Below are 17531 nucleotides of genomic sequence, written 5' to 3' on the forward strand. Positions count from 1 at the left end.
AACCTACAGTACCATGCGCAAATTCATATGGACCATGCTGCTCTTATCGGGCATCATAACCGCAAGAGGGCAGGAGCTTAATTCGCCCCAGCTTACTCAATACTTGGCAGATAACCCGTTTGTTCTATCACCGGTTTATGCGGGTATAGGAGACCATGTAAAAATTAGGCTTAACGGTCTTACACAATGGGTAGGAATCAAAGACGCGCCACAAACACAGTCTCTGGCAGCAGATATGCGTTTAGGTGAAAAATCCGGTATAGGTCTATTTTTATATAATGATAAAAACGGATATACCAAACAACAGGGTGCCAGGGTATCTTTTGCTCATCACTTAACTCTAGACAGATATGATGATGAATTTTTATCCTTTGGTCTTTCTTATAACTTTAACCAGTTTAGAATAGACATTGATAAATTTGTGGATGCCAATCTTGATCCGGGAGTTATTAACAACCGCCAAACTAGCAATCATAACTTTGATGTTGGGGTACTGTACAGATATGGTAAATTCTACATAAGTGGTAATGCATCCAACCTTTTAGGCAAGGATCCTAGCAGTTTTACCTTTGATGCAGATGAACCTAATGAACTAAGAAACTACTACGTATATACCGGATACCGATACAGAAAAAATAAAAACAGTGATTTAGAAATAGAGCCATCTTTACTCTTTAAAATGTTTGAAAGTGATGGACGTTCAGAAACCGATTTAAACCTAAAATTTAGATGGTACAATTTTGAAGACTATTTCTATGCCGGTGTTAACTACCGTTTTTTGAACGATCAAATAGGTAGCCCACTTTTTATAGCGCCTTTTGCAGGTCTAAAAAAGAACAATTTCTACTTTGGGTATTCCTATCAAATAATTCTAAATGAATTACTTACTTATAGTACAGGTACCCATGTAGTAACTATTGGTGTAGACTTGTTTCAAGGACTTAGTAATTGTCGTTGTACGTATTAAGCGGCAAAGTTGTTCAAAATACCTGTCCGATTATGAAAATTACAGCCTAGCTTTCTATTCTAATCTCAGCCGTTTCAATTAAGTTTGCAAAAATAAATTTGATTTTGGACAAGGTTAAAGTTAATAATATAAGGGTCTATGCCCACCACGGTTGTTTAGAGGAAGAAACTGCCATAGGTAGCGAATATTTGGTAAATGTATCTGTAGATGCCAATTTAACCAAAGCATCAATTTCCGATAGATTATCCGATACGGTTGATTATGTTCATATTAACCATATCGTGAAAGAGGAAATGAAAGTGCCTTCTAAACTTTTGGAACATATTGGTAAACGTATCATACATCGTATTTTTGACGAAATCCAAATTGTTCAAAAAGCAGAAGTTGAGGTTTCAAAAATAAATCCTCCTATAGGTGGTGATGTTGAAAAAGTGACCATAGTTTTAAAGGAAAAGCGAAAAAAATAACGTACCCAATACACTAAATCATCATTCTAAATAACTGCAAATCTTTATACTTAGCACTTTTTATGTACGATGTAAATTACCATTGTGAAAAAAAAGTAAAGTAAAAATAACATTTCCATCAAAAAAACTATCTTTGCACCTGCAAATGGCATCGTGGCCGAGTGGCTAGGCAGAGCTCTGCAAAAGCTTGTACAGCAGTTCGAATCTGCTCGATGCCTCAATAAAAAACCTTCGTGTACAACGAAGGTTTTTTTGTTTTAAATACGAAACATCCAGAGCAAGTATATCATTACAATACTTCCTATTATTTAGCTAAAGCTTTTCTATACGTTCAATACCGTTTTCTATATTAAACTGGTCTTTTGGTAAAAAACCTTTGATTATTAGCACTATACCACATATAATCAAAATAATACCAAGTCCTTTTTTAATGAAAAATATTCTGTTTACCGTTAGTTTCTTCTTTAACTGTTTCGCCAGAAGAATCTTAAATATATCCGTTACAAAATAAGCCCCCACCATTGCAGAAAAGAACACTACAATACGGTTAGGGTCATTATCCAAACTAGGTCCTACCACAATGATAATACCCAACCAAAATACCAACACCCCAATATTTATAAAATTCAGCAGAAAACCTTTTACGAACAGACCTAGATAATCGCTTTTCTTAACTTTTATATTAGTTTCTACCTGTTTGGGAGGTTTTTTAAATATGGTAACAATACCATACACCAGAAGTATTGCACCTCCAAAAACATACAGACCGGGCTGGTTGCTTAAATTTTCAAGAAGTTGAAAACTACTAAAATAAGCAAGAACAAGAAAAACACCATCTGCAAGAATAACCCCAAAATCAAAAATAAGGGCCGCCCTAAATCCTTTAATGGCACTTGTTTCCAAAAGAACAAAGAAAACAGGCCCAATCATAAAGCTTAAAAAAAAGCCTAATGGAACTGCTGCCTGAATGTCTTCCCACATGCGTTATTCTTGGTATTCTTTACTATTAATTTTAAAGCGAAATGTAGTTTTACCCTTCCTGATAAGAAATTGGAAAGGCTACACCACAAAGCTAAGGGATTAAAACTGGAATAAAAACCGATTACATTCGTGTTACCGTACCACCAAACACAGTTTTTTCATCCATTTTTTTAGGATTGCCGTACACCAAAACCTCTCCGCCGGCCTTTACAGTGGCCTTTACATAATCCGATGCGTAAATCTCTGCACGAGATCCGGCATTCACATTTATAGTAGAAAACTTAGTTATGAATTCTTTCCCCTCATAAACACCACCGGTATTTATGACAATATCCTGTAAATTAGAGGAGCCACTGGTTGAAATCATTCCACCGGTAACTGTCTTTACCAACATCTGTTCAACTTCGGCATTAATTTCCAGTTCGCCACCTTCTTGGGCCTTAAGCTCAATAACTTCTTGTTTTATAGATTCATCCGAAACTATTCTAGCATCTTCGTTAACGTCTATAACAATAAGTTTTTCGGTATAGTACAAATCAACAAAAGTTCTGTACCCACTAAAAATTTTACCTATTTGCATTCTTATTTTAAGAACACCATCATTATTAACAATAGCTACCTTATCTATATTCTCACCGGATATAACGGCCTTATTCTCATTTGCCTTGATAAGCTTAATGGAAAGACCATCAAAAGCCTTAACCTCTGAGAATTTAGTTAAGTCTTGAGTCATAGTAGCATCTTGGGCAAAAGTGACTTGAAGCCCAAGAATACAAATGACAAGCAAAACGAACTTTTTCATAATGTACCTTTTTAGGTTATTTTGATAGTTCAAAGACAAAATCCGTTCCAAAAGAACCGATTACGACTCATGCTTTCCCAAAAGAGAGAAATCTAAATGACGTTTTACCAAATCTGAGTTTTTGACCATGACTACTACTTCATCACCCAATTGGTAAGTTTTCTTTGTCCTTTCTCCTACAATTGCGTACTCCTTTTCGTCAAAGGTATAATAATCATCTTTTATATCGCTGATTCTCACCATGCCTTCGCACTTGTTCTCTATAATTTCAACATAAATACCCCATTCGGTAACTCCACTAATAACACCAACAAACTCTTGGTCTTGGTGGTCTTGCATAAACTTGATCTGCATGTATTTAATGGAATCTCTTTCTGCACTGGAAGCTAAGTACTCCATATCTGAAGAATGTTTACATTTCTGTTCATAAACCTCTTCTTTTACAGATGCACCACCATCTAAATAATGTTGCAATAAACGATGTACCATTACATCCGGGTATCTTCTAATTGGTGAGGTAAAATGCGTATAATAATCGAACGCTAAACCGTAATGCCCAATATTATCCGTTGTATAAATAGCCTTGCTCATACTACGTATAGCAAGTGTATCTACCAAATTTTGTTCTTTCTTGCCTTTAACATCGCTCAAAAGCTGATTTAGAGACGCGCTAATGGATTTTTTATCCTTAAAGTCTAACTTGTGCCCAAACCTGGAAACAATACCGTTAAGCGCTATTAATTTATCTTCATTAGGATCATCGTGAATACGATATACAAACGTCTTTTTAGGTTTTTGTTTGCCTATGAATTCGGCCACTTTTCTATTGGCCAGCAGCATAAATTCCTCAACTAACTTATTGGCATCCTTAGATTCCTTAAAGAAAACTCCAACGGGCTCACTTTCTTCGTTCAGGTTAAAACGTACTTCTACCTTATCAAAAGAAAGAGCACCTTCTTGCATACGTCTGCCCCTCATAATTTTGGCCATCCTATCCATTTCCAAGGTAGCGTTTACTACATCTTCAGGAACGGTATAGGCATCTTCACGAATAGAAATTTCTTTTGGAATACTACCTTCCTTGGTTTCTATAATATGTTGGGCCTCTTCATAAGCAAAACGCTCATTGGAATTTATAGCCGTTCTACCAAACCACTGGTTCTTGATATTGGCATCTTTATCCATTTCAAAAATTGCAGAGAAGGTATATTTTTCTTCCTTTGGCCGTAACGAACAAGCGTTATTGGACAATACTTCCGGAAGCATGGGAACCACACGATCCACAAGATAAACGGAAGTAGCTCTTTCATAAGCCTCATCATCCAAAATGGTATCCGGTACCAAGTAATGAGAAACATCTGCAATGTGAATACCTATTTCATAATTACCATTTTCCAGTACTTCAAAAGAAAGTGCATCATCAAAATCCTTTGCATCCTTAGGATCTATGGTGAAGGTTAAAACCTCTCTCATATCCCTTCTTTTGGCTATTTCTTCTTCTTTTATAGAAGTATCAAGTGTATCTGCAAAACGCTCAACCTCAGTAGGAAATTCATACGGGAGTCCGTATTCTGCTAAAATGGCATGTATTTCTGTGTTATGCTCTCCTGGTTTTCCCAAGACCTCAATAATTGTTCCGGTGGGTGAATCGTCTTTGTCTTCCCAACCATCCAATCTAACAATAACCTTATCGCCATCATTAGCTCCTTTTATACTATCTTTTGGAACAAAGAAATCCGTGTACATTCTAAAATCCGTGGGACGTACAAAAGCAAAGGTCTTTTGTAAATCTACAATACCCACAAACTCCGTTTTCTTACGTTCCAAGATATTGGTAATCTCACCTTCTAATTTCTTGCCCTTTCTCCTTGGAAAGATGTACACCTCTACAGTATCTCCATGAAAGGCCTTTTTAACTTTATTGGCAGGAATGAAAACATCATCCTCCATATCTTCTATGACAATATAAGCATTGCCACGACCAGTAAGATCAACGGTACCTGTGTGGTATTTTTTAGAAGAAGCCAAGGCCATATAATTACCTCTGCCTTCTTCTTGTATTCTTTTCTTTTCTTTAAGTTGGCCCAACCTTTTTATTAATTGGTTACGGTCCTGGGTATTGTTAAGGCCAAGTTTGGCCGCTATTTGTTTATAATTGAAACTCTTTTTAGGTTCTTTCTCCAATACGGTAAAGATTCCTTTTGTTATCTCGTTGTTTCTATGATTACGAGCTTTCTTTTTGTTCTTTGACATTAACTATCTTTAATTTATACGGTAAATTACGAATTATAATCCATTACATCCGTTATTGAACATCCTTGATCTCAAAACAAGGTTATCAACAACTATATTATAATCTGTTTTTCTTTTTTAAAATTTAAAATAAAATTGGTGGTTATTATAGAGTGTTAATAAGGCTTATAAAAATTTGAAGAAATAGTTGTTCCATGTTACTTAAAGAAGTTGTTGACAATTTGTACCGATCTAATATAACACAGAATCAGGATGATAACTACATTATCAATATTCGTTGATAAGCGATATCAACATAAATTATTTAATAAGTAAACGTAAATTTAATGTTAATTACCGACAATAACATTTTGATAGCGTATTACAAAATGGGTAAAAATAATTTTCTCAATTAGAGATTAGTTTTGTAGAGTACTATTCAGGTGAGAAATCAAAATTTAAGATCTACTTTCTTTTGCAAGGTTATTAACAATATAAACACCTTTTAACAATAACAAATTAACAATGAACAAGTGTTTACAGAAAACTAATGTTGTGAACCCTATCCATGTTGTGGTAAAGCACTAGTATTTGTACCTTTGAGAGCTATAAAAGGGTTTTATACACTTATAAAACCGTACAAATTTAAGCTTCTAACAAGATTACGCATAATGAAAATAGCTATTGGAAACGATCACGCGGGTACAGATTATAAATTGGCCATCGTTGGTTTATTGAAATCTATGAATATAGAGGTTAGCAATTACGGAACTGACGGAGCTGATAGTGCTGATTATGCAGATTTTGTACATCCTGTTGCCTCAGATGTTGATAACGGTAATGTTGATTTTGGAATTATTATTTGTGGTAGCGGTAACGGTGCCTCAATGACTGCCAACAAACACCAAAAAGTACGTTGTGCTTTGTGTTGGACAAAAGAAATTGTTCAATTAAGTAGAGAACACAATGACGCTAATATATTAAGTCTACCGGCTAGATTTATTTCATTACCACAGGCATTAGAAATGGTAAAGACCTTTTTGAATACCAATTTTGAGGGAGGTAGACATGAAAGGAGAATAGAAAAAATTCCTTGTAAGTAAGCTTCCAAAGTTTTACTTTTAAAAAGGAAAATTTCGTTATAGTCACTTTCTTATCCAACCATCTTGCTAAATTACCAGATGTTTATAACTGGAGCAATCTTGTTATGAAGGTTATGAGGTATCCAAATATGTTCAATACAATGTAAATCCATTTTAATATGGGTAGTGTATTGCAGATATAATCAAGTTCCCAAACTATTGTTTTTGCTTAAAAAGTAGGTTTTAGAACAGTTGCCGCAATAAAAACATCAAGGTTAAGGAGTTTTACAACATTCTTAAGACATAAAAGACATCGTGTATCACAAATGAGGTATTAACAACGTTACTATACAACTTAAATACCAAAATGTAAAAACACGTAAATAATTGTACAAGATTGATAGTATGATGGAAATAAATGTAAAATCATTTGAAGCGCTTACCAAACTGGAACTTTACCATATTCTTAGGTTACGAAGTGAAGTTTTTGTTGTTGAACAGGATTGTGTTTACCAAGATATAGATGATAAGGATCAAAAAGCGTTACACGTTATAGCCACTAAAAACAATGAAATAGTTGCTTATACTAGAATATTTAAACCGGGAGATTATTTTGATGAAGCAAGTATTGGTAGGGTAGTGGTTAAATATTCCGAAAGAAAATACGGTTATGGAAAGGATATTATGAAAGCATCTATTGCGGCGGTAGAGGAACACTTTAATACGCCGGTCATGAAAGTATCCGCTCAATTATATCTAGAACGTTTTTATCATACTTTAGGTTTTGACCAAGTAGGAGATGGCTATCTTGAAGATGGCATACCACATATAGGTATGGTTAGAAAATAAAAAAGGTCCGTTACATACGGACCTTTTTGTTTCTTATAATTGCAATGTTATATACGAATAGGTTCTTTATTGGATAGGTTAATATCTTCCAACATATTGTCAGTAAACTTGTAATGCCCCTTGGTGGTTATAATTCTGAATCTATTGGAATTCATTCTGCTTAAGGTATCCAAGAAAAGCCACTTGGTTTTTAGCAGTCTGGGTTTAGATGATTTCAGGCTTATTTCAAAGTAATATTTTCTACCGTTTTTAAGCGCTACTATGTCTGGGGTAATTTTGGAATCCGTACCTTTTCTAACATAGGATTTGGGAGTATCGTACCCCTCAATATCCGCTTTGATATCTTCGAAACCTGTGGCTTCAAGATGATTGATCGACTTCTCTAAAAACTCCTGATTTTCTGACTTTTCTGTTCTTACCATAAAGGATAAGATATAAAAAATAACCGCAATTGCAAATTTTTAGTGTTGATTAACAGCATTTTAAGAGCGCGGAGTCTTTCAATTTGTACATTGTATTCAATTTTACAGAACCGACTGACCGGTCTAATTGGATACAATACGGATATAAAAATCAACTATTTTCATCGTTTAAAAACATGTTGATAACGCTGTAAGTAAATCAAAACCAAACCTTAAAGCTATAATATAACTTTACAGACTGATCAGTCTAAAAAATCTGTTAGGCCAATCTTTTGGCAACACCGGTTTTTTCTAGAAAATCGAGCTTTAAAATAAGGTTCAATGGTTTTTCGGCCTTGTTTTTTGTGGATGCGTACAGGTATCCTTCGTTCCTATGGTTCAACTCACTAATCTTAATTTTACCATGAAGCTCTTTATCAGGCACAATGTATTTTTTTAAGTTTGATGAGGTAATGGATCGGGCCGTTAAAAGGTCTATTAGTTTTTGTCTATTTACCAAGGTAATTTTGCACGAAGTAAATTCTTTAGGTGCATCCGCATAAATTGAAGTTATCAACGAGTAGAAATCCGTTTTTTTTGAAGAGTCAAACAACCAACCTTCTTTTAATATACCGTTCTTCTGGTAACTTAGTTCAAAGGCAAAAGTCGGTAGGTTTTCATTTAGGTAATCTAGTTGGGCCTTTTCGTCAATAGAATAAGTTTTACCACTGGCTTTACGGGTGAAAATTAAATCTATACCCGCCATTTGCTGTTTCATATGGGACACCCGCTCAAAAGAGTATTGCTTTAGATATTGGCGGTAATAGCGATCTAATAAAATGCACAGCTTCTGCTCCCTTTCCAAATCTGACTTGAAATTACTTTGAAGCGACATAGCACAGTTGTTAGTATTACGCAGAAGAACTAAACCTGAATTTTAGCGGCCAAGGCTTCTGCAATTTTTTCTACCACACCTACCACAAGGGCATTTCCCATAAAAAAGGCGCGTTTGGTATCACTTATACCCTCTAATAACGTATGATTATCAGGAAACATATTTAAACGTTCCAATTCTACAGGTGTCAATCGTCGCAATCCTTTTGATGTCTGCACTACATGTTTAAAACGTGAAGGAGATTTTCCGCCTTCACCGGTAATAATAGTCCTTGACGCGTTGTCCAGGGCATCGGGAAAAATCATCCCGCCTTCACTATAATTGTAGGTAAAACCGGTTTTGGCAGTTCGCACCTCTTTTTTAGCTCCTTTTAAATATTCCCATTTAGGAAAATCCTCTTCGGGAATAAAAAATTCAGGCGTTACTTCACCATTTTGGAGCACATCCCCTAAAACAGTACGTTTACCATCATAACTGGCTTGCGTTTTTACCGTAAATACTTTTCCGTTTATGAACACACCCGTATTTTGAAAGGGGGAAAGCTTTTCACCTAGATTAAAATTGTTTGAAATGTGAACCAAATCACCCTCAATTTCAAAGGAAATCGGTTTTTGAGTGGTTTGTTGCACAGGAAAAGCAGAAGCTATAGTACCTTCGGAAAGTACCCAATCCGTTGAAACGGACTTTTTAAGTTTTTTGTAAAGCGAAGTTGATTTGTGATACCCTAAGAAAAATATGCGTCTGCGCCGTTGTGGCATTCCATAGTCCGCGGCATTAATAACTCGCCATTCTACGGCATAACCCAGATCATCCAAACTTTTCAACATAATGGCAAAATCACGCCCACGTTGGGCAGAAGGTGATTTTAATAAACGGTCTACATTTTCAAGAAATAAATATTTGGGCGGATTCTTTTTTTCCGAAAGTATTTTATGAATACTCCACCACAGCACGCCTTTTTTACCAATAAGACCTTTGGAGTTCTGTAATGTAGTAGCTACGGAGTAATCTTGACAGGGAAATCCGCCTACCAGAAGGTCTGCATCGGGTATGGTTTGCGTTTCAACTTCCGCAATATCTTGGTTACTGTGGTTTTCTTTGCCAAAATTGGCCTCATACACCAAAGAAGCATGTTGCGCTTTGGTTGAAGGTTCCCATTGGTTGCTCCAGACTACCTCATATTGTCCGGTTTTTTCCAGGCCTAGGCGAAATCCTCCTACCCCTGCAAAAAGTTCTATTGCCTTGAGTTTGCTCATTTGCGATAAAATTACATAATTTCACTAAGGCAAAGTAAACATGATAATAGATTTAAAAATGAAGCGATATAAGTTAGGGGTTTTAGTTACCGGTTTTTTTGTGCTTTTTCTGGTTTCGTGCACCAAACAGAGTGAGAGAGAAGCAAAACTATTACAGACCATTACAGATGTAAAAAAACAATACGCTCCGGATAAACGAACGGCGCTTTTTGATGTTCACACCTTTATAGATACTGAAAAGTATATTTTAATGGGCGAAAGTAACATCCCTGAAGCGGTAGAACTTTTGAAAACCACCTTAGATGCTGAAAATATTACCTATGAAAGTAGAATAGAAATTTTACCTTCTAAAAATTTAGAGGGCAAAACTAATGCGGTAGTCAATATTTCAGTGGCCAATCTTAGGAGTAATCCCAAACACTCTGCTGAGCTGGCAACACAGGCTACATTAGGTACACCGGTAAAAGTCTTTAAGAAAGAAGGCGATTGGTTCTATATTCAAACCCCGGATAAATATCTGTCATGGGTAGATGCAGGCGGAATTGTTTTGATGGATGATAACCAAGCTCAAAAATGGAAAAGTACAACCAAGCTGATTTACACCCAAACCGCGGGATATTCATATGAAAATGCTGAACTTGGGCAACGCGTGTCCGATTTGGTTGCCGGTGATATTCTAGAATTAAAAGGAGAGAACGGACAATTTTTTGAAGTGCAGTACCCAGATGGTAGAAAGGCCTTTGTAAGCAAAGAAGAAGCAGAACCGTATGAAACTTGGTTGGAAAAATTGGACCCTAATCAAGAGAGCCTTGTAGCGACTTCAAAAACCCTTATGGGTGTTCCTTATCTATGGGGAGGAACCTCAACAAAGGGTATGGACTGCAGCGGGTTTACCAAGACCATCTTTTTTCTTAACGGAATGGTTATTCCTAGAGATGCTTCGCAGCAGGTACATATGGGTAAAGCCATTGATTCTGTCATGAATTTTAATAAGCTACAAAAAGGCGATTTGCTGTTCTTTGGAAGAAAAGCCACGGACTCAACCGCAGAAAAAGTGGTACACGTGGGTATGTGGATCGGGAACAATGAGTTTATACACGCCTCAGAAATGGTACGTATAAGCAGTATGGACAAAAATGCCGATAATTATGACGAGCATAACCATAACCGTTATTTGCGCTCAAAACGCATCTTAAAGGAAAATGACGAAGCTTTGATTAGCTTGATTAAAAATCCTGTTTTTAAGGATTAATGCTCGTGCTAGTCATGGGAACCAATAAGTTCATTAGATAAGGCATTAAGGTTCAGGTATAAAAATTCATTTTTATCAAGTTTTAGAATTTTCTTTCTTCAGAAATTTTTATAAAAACCTTTTCAAAACTGTCTGCCACATCACTAGCTAAGGAAACCCAACTTTTAAATAAGAGTTTTTCTTTTTCACTTATATCATATGAACGTAATTCCTTCTCATTAATTTCTTCGTCTTTTTTTACATTTGCCGCTCTTTCCCCACCAGCCTTTTCGTTTTCCTCTTTCTTTTTTAGATATGCATTTTCTATGAATTTATCTTTACCGGTCAAGAACGATAAACAACTTTCTAAAGATTTTGCATTAGAATTATGCATGAATTGATTTCTAATAGACATAAATGTTATAATACTTTGTTTATCTTTTTTACTAAAGAATTTTGAGTCCAACATTAATTGAATCTTTTGATTCATTGATAATGCCTGACTGTTATTTCCAAGAGATATAGCTTGTTCATCTAAATTTAGAATCAACACTAAAGATTTACTTGCAAAATTTTCAAATTGAACGGAAAACGATAATACCAATAGTTTAATTCTAGCTTCATATTCAGAAAAAGAAGTATTCTTGATTAATATATTTTCCATTTGCTTCAAATTAGTACTAGATATCGCATATTAAAACGTCTATATGTTTCGGCAAGGTGAGCGTAAGAATACTATCTGTGCCCGCTTTCTGAACAAGTTTTTAAATGTAAGTAAAAACTTAAAAATACCGCTGTAATATTTCAGTAACCGAAGCCTTATAAGAATTACCAAAAAGGTTTAAATGCACTAAGAGATAGTAAAGTTGATAAAGATGTGTTCGTTCTTTTTCATTACCAATTGGTGCAAAATGTTCTTGATAGGCATTGTAGAAAGAAGCACCAAAACCTCCAAAGAGCCGGGTCATAGCCAAATCTACTTCATGATGGCCAAAATACACCGCTGAATCTATTAAATAAGGGGTGCCATTTTTTGATATAAGATAATTTCCGCTCCATAAATCGCCATGTAATAAAGATGGTTTTGTGTGGGGAAATAGATTTTTACAATTTGTTAAAAGTTGGTTTTCGGAAGGAACCTCGTCATCATTCAGCCTACCCGTTGCTTTCGCCAGTTGCAATTGGGGAACAAGTCGTTCTTTCACATAGAACTCCGCCCAATCCAGATGATTGGTATTGGACTGCTCAAGATTGCCAATATAATTGTCCGTGGAAAACCCAAATTCGTCTTGGGTCGTATAGCGGTGTAGGGCTGCCAGTTGATGACCCAAAAGTTCAAAGTCGGTTTCTGAAGGGCGTTTGGCTTCAATATAATCCATCACCAAAAATCCGCCCTTTTCTAAGGGTTCGCAGAGTAAAATATTGGGTACGCTTATCGTTTTGGATTGGGCAATGGCTTGCAAACCTAATTTTTCGGCCTTAAACAACTCATAACCATTTTCTCTTCGGTTGATTTTACAAAAGAAACGTTCGGTTTCTGTTTCCAGCAAGTAGGCTTTGGAAATATCACCCCCAGAAACGGATTGGATACGTTCAATATTCACACAGAGCAAATAGGCAATATGTTCCTTTAGATGTTTATCCACGCTACTAAGTGTATGACATTAACAATGACTTTTTCAATCTAAGGCGAAAGCAATAATGGTATTCCCCTTTTTGGTTCCTAATTTTTCACCACCACAGGCTAGAGCAATAAATTGTTTTCCGTTTACTTCATATAAGGCTGGTGTTGCAAAGGCCGGGGCAGATAATTTATATTCCCACAGTTTCGCTCCGGTATGTTTGTCGAAAACCCTAAAATAACCATCGCGGGTAGCAGCTATAAACAGGAGTCCGTTTTCCGTAATTACAGGGCCTCCATAGTTTTCTGTTCCCGTTCCGGTGATGCCTTTTTCCAAGAGTTCCGGAGATTCGCCCAAAACAATAGACCAAATATACTCTGCGGTATTTAAATTAATGGCATGCATTGTTCCCCATGGCGGGTCTATGGCCGGCAGCCCGTTCTTATCCAAAAATTTATGGTAGCCCAAGTGTTTGTAGGGTGTTCGATATCCTTTTTCATAATTAGTGATTTCCGAAACGTTATGTTTAATTTCCTGATTGAACAGAAAACGGATGAGTGCATCTTTTTCCTTCTGTTTCAATTGTGGGAAACCCGTCATCATCCCTTTCCCGTTTGCAATGATAGAAGAGATTTCATCTTTAGATTTACGGAGTTCAATATCTACCAATGAAGGGAATCCGCTTGCGGCCAGTCCTTTTCTATCCGCTTGATGACAGCTTACACAATATTGACTATAGGTAGCCTCGCCCAAGGGTAAGGTTTCTAACTTGTTGTCGTTTACGCCCATTTGCATAATCCAAGGCATCTCGTTAGAATTCACATAAATAATTCCCTCTTCGGGGTCGGCCGCTGTTCCGCCCCATTCTGCGGCCCCATCGTAACCGGGTAAAAGTAAGGTAGGCTCTAAGCTTGGTGGGGCATAGATACGCTTGTCCAATTTCTTCAAAATGGCTTTAAGGGAATCCGGGTTTTCCGCATACGGACTCACATTGTTTTCTGTGATGTCTGTGGATTGCCGTGCAAAAGGCTTCGGTTTTACGGGAATAGGCTGGGTGGGCCAAGTCTCCTCACCGTTCAAAGTGGAAGCCGGTACAGGAATTTCTTTGATATCAAAAAGGGGTTCGCCCGTTTTTCTGTCAAAAACATACACATAACCTTGTTTGGTAACCTGAGCCACGGCAGCAATTTTTTTACCTCCTCGCTCTACCATCAAAAGATTGGGTGGGGCAGGAGGGTCACGGTCCCATAGATCATGATGCGTAAATTGAAAATGCCATAGCCTTTTGCCCGTATTCGCATCCAAAGCCAACAGACAGTCAGAATAAAGGTTACTTCCTTTTCGGGCTCCCCCGAAAAAATCAGGTGCAGCGGAACCTATAGGGGCATAAATGATTTCCAGTTCTTCGTCTACCGCCATACCGGCCCAATTGTTGGCCGCGCCCACCTCATCACTTAAATAAGCATTTGCTTCCCACGTATCATAGCCTTCCTCCTCAGGATGTGGAATGGTATGAAAAACCCATTCTACGGCACCTGTAATGACGTTGAATGCCATAAGATTTCCCGGAGCGGCACCAGAACCTTCGGAGAGCCGAAGGGGCATTACAATGAGGTTTTTAAAAATGGTTCCTGGCGTATTGGATATCACGAACTTTTCCCGCGCACTTTCAGGCATTCCTGATCGCAGGTCTATTTTACCGTTATCGCCAAAAGTGGATATGGGCTTTCCCGTTAGGGCATCCAAAGCAAAAAGATGAGGTCCGCGTGTACAGAGAATCCGCTTGTCGTCACCCTCTTCCCAATACGACACACCTCTACTGGTAGAATGCCAAACTTGTATGGAATCGCCAAACTGCCAAATTTCCTTACCCGTTTTGGCATTTAAAGCTACTACTCTGAGTGCTGCGGTAACCCCGTACAGCATACTATCCACCACCAAGGGATTCATCTGCATCTGGCCCCAATCTGCCGCTTCATACGTCCAGGCAATTTTTAGGTCTTTTACATTGTCCTTGGTAAACTCGGAAAGGGTGGAGTAGTGACTACGGCCCGGGTCGCCCAAATAGGAAGACCATGTGGTATAGGCCTTATTTGCTGGTTCTTGTTTTGTATCTGATTGACAACTAAAAAGCAGAATACCCAGAGCAGTGCACAACAGGGGTAAAATTATTTTTTTTGAAAACATATAGGAGAAAGTATAGCTTTCCTAAATGTAGGCAAAAACTGAAAACTAGGGTGCAATGAAATTTCTACCAATCAAATTCTACTGTTTCATTGGGTTTTAGAGTAACCTCTTTCTGTTTACTTCCGTGTTTTAAAACGGTAGCTCCTCCGGTAGCGGAATGTATTTTTACTTTAGTTGGTACTTTGTTGCTCCAAGTAATGGCAATTTCAAAATTTCCACGAGCTTTTAGACCTTCAACGAAGCCATTGGCCCACACATCTGGCAAAGCAGGTAAAAGCTGAATCTCTTGCATAGAGGACTGTACCAACATTTCTACTACTGCAGCGGCTCCGCCAAAATTCCCGTCAATTTGGAAAGGTGGGTGTGCATCAAACAGGTTGGGATACGTTCCACCTCCTTTTTCATAGGAAGCACGTACACCATCTGGAGCAACATAACGCAACAGTTCACGATATTGTTTGTACGCTCGGTTTCCATCTAATAAGCGAGCCCAAAGATTAATACGCCATCCTTTTGACCATCCTGTAGTTTCATCTCCCTTAATGTTTAAAGTGGTCCTTGTGGCATCTGCCAATTCCGGTGTTTTTTCCGGACTGATATGATGCCCAGGGTACAAGCCGTACAAATGCGATTGGTGACGGTGTTTGGGATCTACATCTTCCCAATCATGATACCATTCTTGTAAATTCCCTTTTTTTCCTACTTGGTACGGATATAGTTTGGCCAGTGCCTTTTTTAGTCGAGTTCTGAACTCCACATCTGTTTTTAGGGTTTCTGATGCTGCTATGGTCTGCTGAAAACATTCCCTGATCATGGCAAGGTCGGATGTTGAACCGTACGAGGTTGAACCTTCATATCCGTCTGGAGTTATAAATTTATTTTCGGGTGATGTTCCCGGTGAAGTAACCAAGTTTCCATTTTTATCTTCTACCAACCATTCTAAACAAAACTCTGCGGCTCCTTTCAGTAAGGGATAGGCTTTATCCTGTAGAAAATCTAAATCTTGAGAAAATGTATAGTGTTCCCATAAATGCGAGCTTAACCAGGTTCCGCCCATATTCCAGTTGGCCCAATTGATTCCACCTTCACCAAAGTCGCCCACAGGATTACTCATTGCCCAAATATCCGAGTTATGGCATGCGGCCCATCCGCCGGCCCCGTAAAAGGTCTTGGCGGTTACTTTTCCTGTCTTGGCTATATTTTCAATAAAGCCCAACATAGGCTGGTGCATTTCAGAAAGGTTAGCATTCTCTGCTAGCCAATAATTTTCTTCGGCATTGATGTTTAAAGTGTAGTTACTGCTCCATGGCGGTCTTATGTACGGATTCCAAATACCCTGTAAGTTGGCAGGTACATTTGGTGTTCTTGAACTAGAAATCAACAAATACCGACCATATTGAAAATAGAGTACCTCCAGGTTTTTGTCTTCTTCGCCTTTAGCATAGCGTTTTAAACGCTCATCTGTGGGCAGGTCTTTCGCAGTAGTTTCTCCAAGGTTTAAATGTACTCGGTTAAAATATTTTTGATGGTCTTTAAGATGGGTGTCCAATATAGACTCAAAAGATTTTGAGCTTGCTTTTGAAAGTTGTGAGGCAGCAATTGCTTTATGGTCGGCACCTTCGGTAGCGGGGTTTTTGTCGAATCCGTTGAAGCTAGTGGCCATTGAAATATAAATAACAGCTTCCGTAGCATTTTTTAAGGCAACCGATTTGTCTGTGCTTTCCAATTCTCCGTCCGTATTCTGTATTTTAAAAAGTGATGTAAAACGTGTTCCTTTATTTGAGTCAAACTGAACTGGGTTCGGAATTTTACCGCGGTAACTGGGTTCTACATGATAAGGGGCGTAACCACTTACTTCTAGAGTAGATTCGTTACTCGTAACCTCATATTTAAGCAAACTGTTAAATCCAATATTAAAATTAAGCGCTCCTTTTTTACTGCTCTTTAGGCGAATGACCATGGCCTGCTCATCATGGGAAATAAGATACTCACGAGTAAAAGTGATGCCATCTACCTTATACGTTACCGTAGAAAGCGCTTTTTCTAATTCAAGCTGACGGTGGTAGGAGGTGGGCTGGTTCTTATGTTCAAAATTTAAGTATACGGTACCTAAAGGCATGTAGGATTGAGAGAAGCTTCCCTGTAATTTCGTTTGCAGCGAATCAGCAAGTTTATAGTTTTCGTTTTTTAGCGCTTCGCGGATTTCCGGAACGTTTTTATACGCTTCTGGACTCATATTTGGGTCTACGGGTTCACCGCTCCAAAGGGTGGCATCGTTCAGATAGATAGAATCCGTAGCAATACCGCCAAAGATTGATGCTCCCGCTTTTCCATTACCTAGAACCAAGGTTTCCTCAAAATGTTCGGCTGGCCGATCAAACCAAAGTGTATTTGCAGATTGTGACGAAACATAGATTACTGTAACCAGCGAAAAAAATATAGATAGTACGGTGGCCTTTTTTATCCAACTAATGAACGGTGTTAACATGAAAATGAAGGTATGTAGAATTAAACGGTAGCAAGATAGCTGCAATTCATAAACCACAATGGTATTATTTT

15 protein-coding genes and 1 tRNA gene are annotated in these 17531 nt (G+C 37.8%); 6 read left to right on the forward strand and 10 right to left on the reverse strand.

The features are described 5' to 3' along the window. Positions 1-13 precede the first annotated feature (13 nt). The 3 genes from KO513_RS11145 (at position 14) to KO513_RS11155 (ending at position 1652) form a co-directional block, all read left to right on the forward strand. On the forward strand, positions 14-967 hold the full coding sequence (locus KO513_RS11145) for a PorP/SprF family type IX secretion system membrane protein (protein ID WP_215913434.1): 954 nt from the start codon (positions 14-16) through the stop codon (positions 965-967). Between the two features lie 104 nt (positions 968-1071). Next, on the forward strand, positions 1072-1434 hold the full coding sequence (gene folB, locus KO513_RS11150; protein ID WP_215913435.1) for a dihydroneopterin aldolase: 363 nt from the start codon (positions 1072-1074) through the stop codon (positions 1432-1434). A 147-nt stretch (positions 1435-1581) separates the two neighbouring features. Further along, a tRNA-Cys gene (locus KO513_RS11155) sits at positions 1582-1652 on the forward strand. 94 nt (positions 1653-1746) lie between these two features. On the opposite strand, the gene KO513_RS11160 is transcribed toward KO513_RS11155, so the two are convergent. From KO513_RS11160 to rnr, 3 genes are all read right to left on the reverse strand, one after another. Next, the gene (locus tag KO513_RS11160; RefSeq protein ID WP_215436787.1) at positions 1747-2415 is read right to left on the reverse strand and encodes a LysE family translocator; all 669 of its coding nucleotides are present in this window, start codon (positions 2413-2415) and stop codon (positions 1747-1749) included. A gap of 121 nt (positions 2416-2536) precedes the next feature. Next, a complete protein-coding gene (locus KO513_RS11165; protein ID WP_215436789.1) occupies positions 2537-3217 on the reverse strand; it encodes a head GIN domain-containing protein in 681 nt (226 codons plus the stop codon). A gap of 60 nt (positions 3218-3277) precedes the next feature. Continuing rightward, entirely contained in the window at positions 3278-5470 is a 2193-nt protein-coding gene (gene rnr / locus KO513_RS11170; protein ID WP_215913436.1) for a ribonuclease R, read from the reverse strand. A gap of 650 nt (positions 5471-6120) precedes the next feature. Here rnr and KO513_RS11175 point away from each other — a divergent pair. Then, positions 6121-6552, forward strand: coding sequence for an RpiB/LacA/LacB family sugar-phosphate isomerase (locus KO513_RS11175; protein WP_215913437.1), 432 nt, complete (start codon positions 6121-6123; stop codon positions 6550-6552). Positions 6553-6936: 384 nt separating this feature from the next. Next, positions 6937-7380: a GNAT family N-acetyltransferase gene (locus tag KO513_RS11180; protein WP_215436799.1), complete on the forward strand. Its 444-nt coding sequence runs from the start codon at positions 6937-6939 to the stop codon at positions 7378-7380. A gap of 47 nt (positions 7381-7427) precedes the next feature. Here KO513_RS11180 and KO513_RS11185 read toward each other — a convergent pair whose 3' ends face one another. From KO513_RS11185 to dcm, 3 genes are all read right to left on the reverse strand, one after another. After that, complete coding sequence (locus tag KO513_RS11185; protein WP_215436802.1) at positions 7428-7802, reverse strand: hypothetical protein; 375 nt, start codon at positions 7800-7802, stop codon at positions 7428-7430. 259 nt (positions 7803-8061) lie between these two features. Next, complete coding sequence (locus tag KO513_RS11190) at positions 8062-8676, reverse strand: hypothetical protein (protein WP_215913438.1); 615 nt, start codon at positions 8674-8676, stop codon at positions 8062-8064. Between the two features lie 29 nt (positions 8677-8705). Continuing rightward, complete coding sequence (gene dcm / locus KO513_RS11195; RefSeq protein ID WP_215913439.1) at positions 8706-9932, reverse strand: DNA (cytosine-5-)-methyltransferase; 1227 nt, start codon at positions 9930-9932, stop codon at positions 8706-8708. 58 nt (positions 9933-9990) lie between these two features. Here dcm and KO513_RS11200 point away from each other — a divergent pair, with 58 nt between their 5' ends. Next, the gene (locus KO513_RS11200; RefSeq protein ID WP_215913440.1) at positions 9991-11184 is read left to right on the forward strand and encodes a C40 family peptidase; all 1194 of its coding nucleotides are present in this window, start codon (positions 9991-9993) and stop codon (positions 11182-11184) included. Positions 11185-11266: 82 nt separating this feature from the next. Here the strand turns inward: KO513_RS11200 and KO513_RS11205 are convergent, their stop codons facing one another. The 4 genes from KO513_RS11205 to KO513_RS11220 form a co-directional block, all read right to left on the reverse strand. Further along, a complete protein-coding gene (locus tag KO513_RS11205; RefSeq protein WP_215913441.1) occupies positions 11267-11827 on the reverse strand; it encodes a hypothetical protein in 561 nt (186 codons plus the stop codon). A gap of 118 nt (positions 11828-11945) precedes the next feature. Next, positions 11946-12809, reverse strand: coding sequence for a fructosamine kinase family protein (locus KO513_RS11210; RefSeq protein WP_215913442.1), 864 nt, complete (start codon positions 12807-12809; stop codon positions 11946-11948). 33 nt (positions 12810-12842) lie between these two features. Next, positions 12843-14972 (reverse strand): pyrroloquinoline quinone-dependent dehydrogenase, encoded by a 2130-nt coding sequence (locus KO513_RS11215; RefSeq protein WP_215913443.1) that lies wholly within the window; start codon positions 14970-14972, stop codon positions 12843-12845. Between the two features lie 64 nt (positions 14973-15036). Further along, positions 15037-17460, reverse strand: coding sequence for a glycoside hydrolase family 95 protein (locus tag KO513_RS11220; protein ID WP_215913444.1), 2424 nt, complete (start codon positions 17458-17460; stop codon positions 15037-15039). Positions 17461-17531 lie beyond the last annotated feature (71 nt).

It is taken from the genome of Zobellia sp. B3R18 (assembly GCF_018860715.1).
Lineage (GTDB): Bacteria > Bacteroidota > Bacteroidia > Flavobacteriales > Flavobacteriaceae > Zobellia > Zobellia russellii.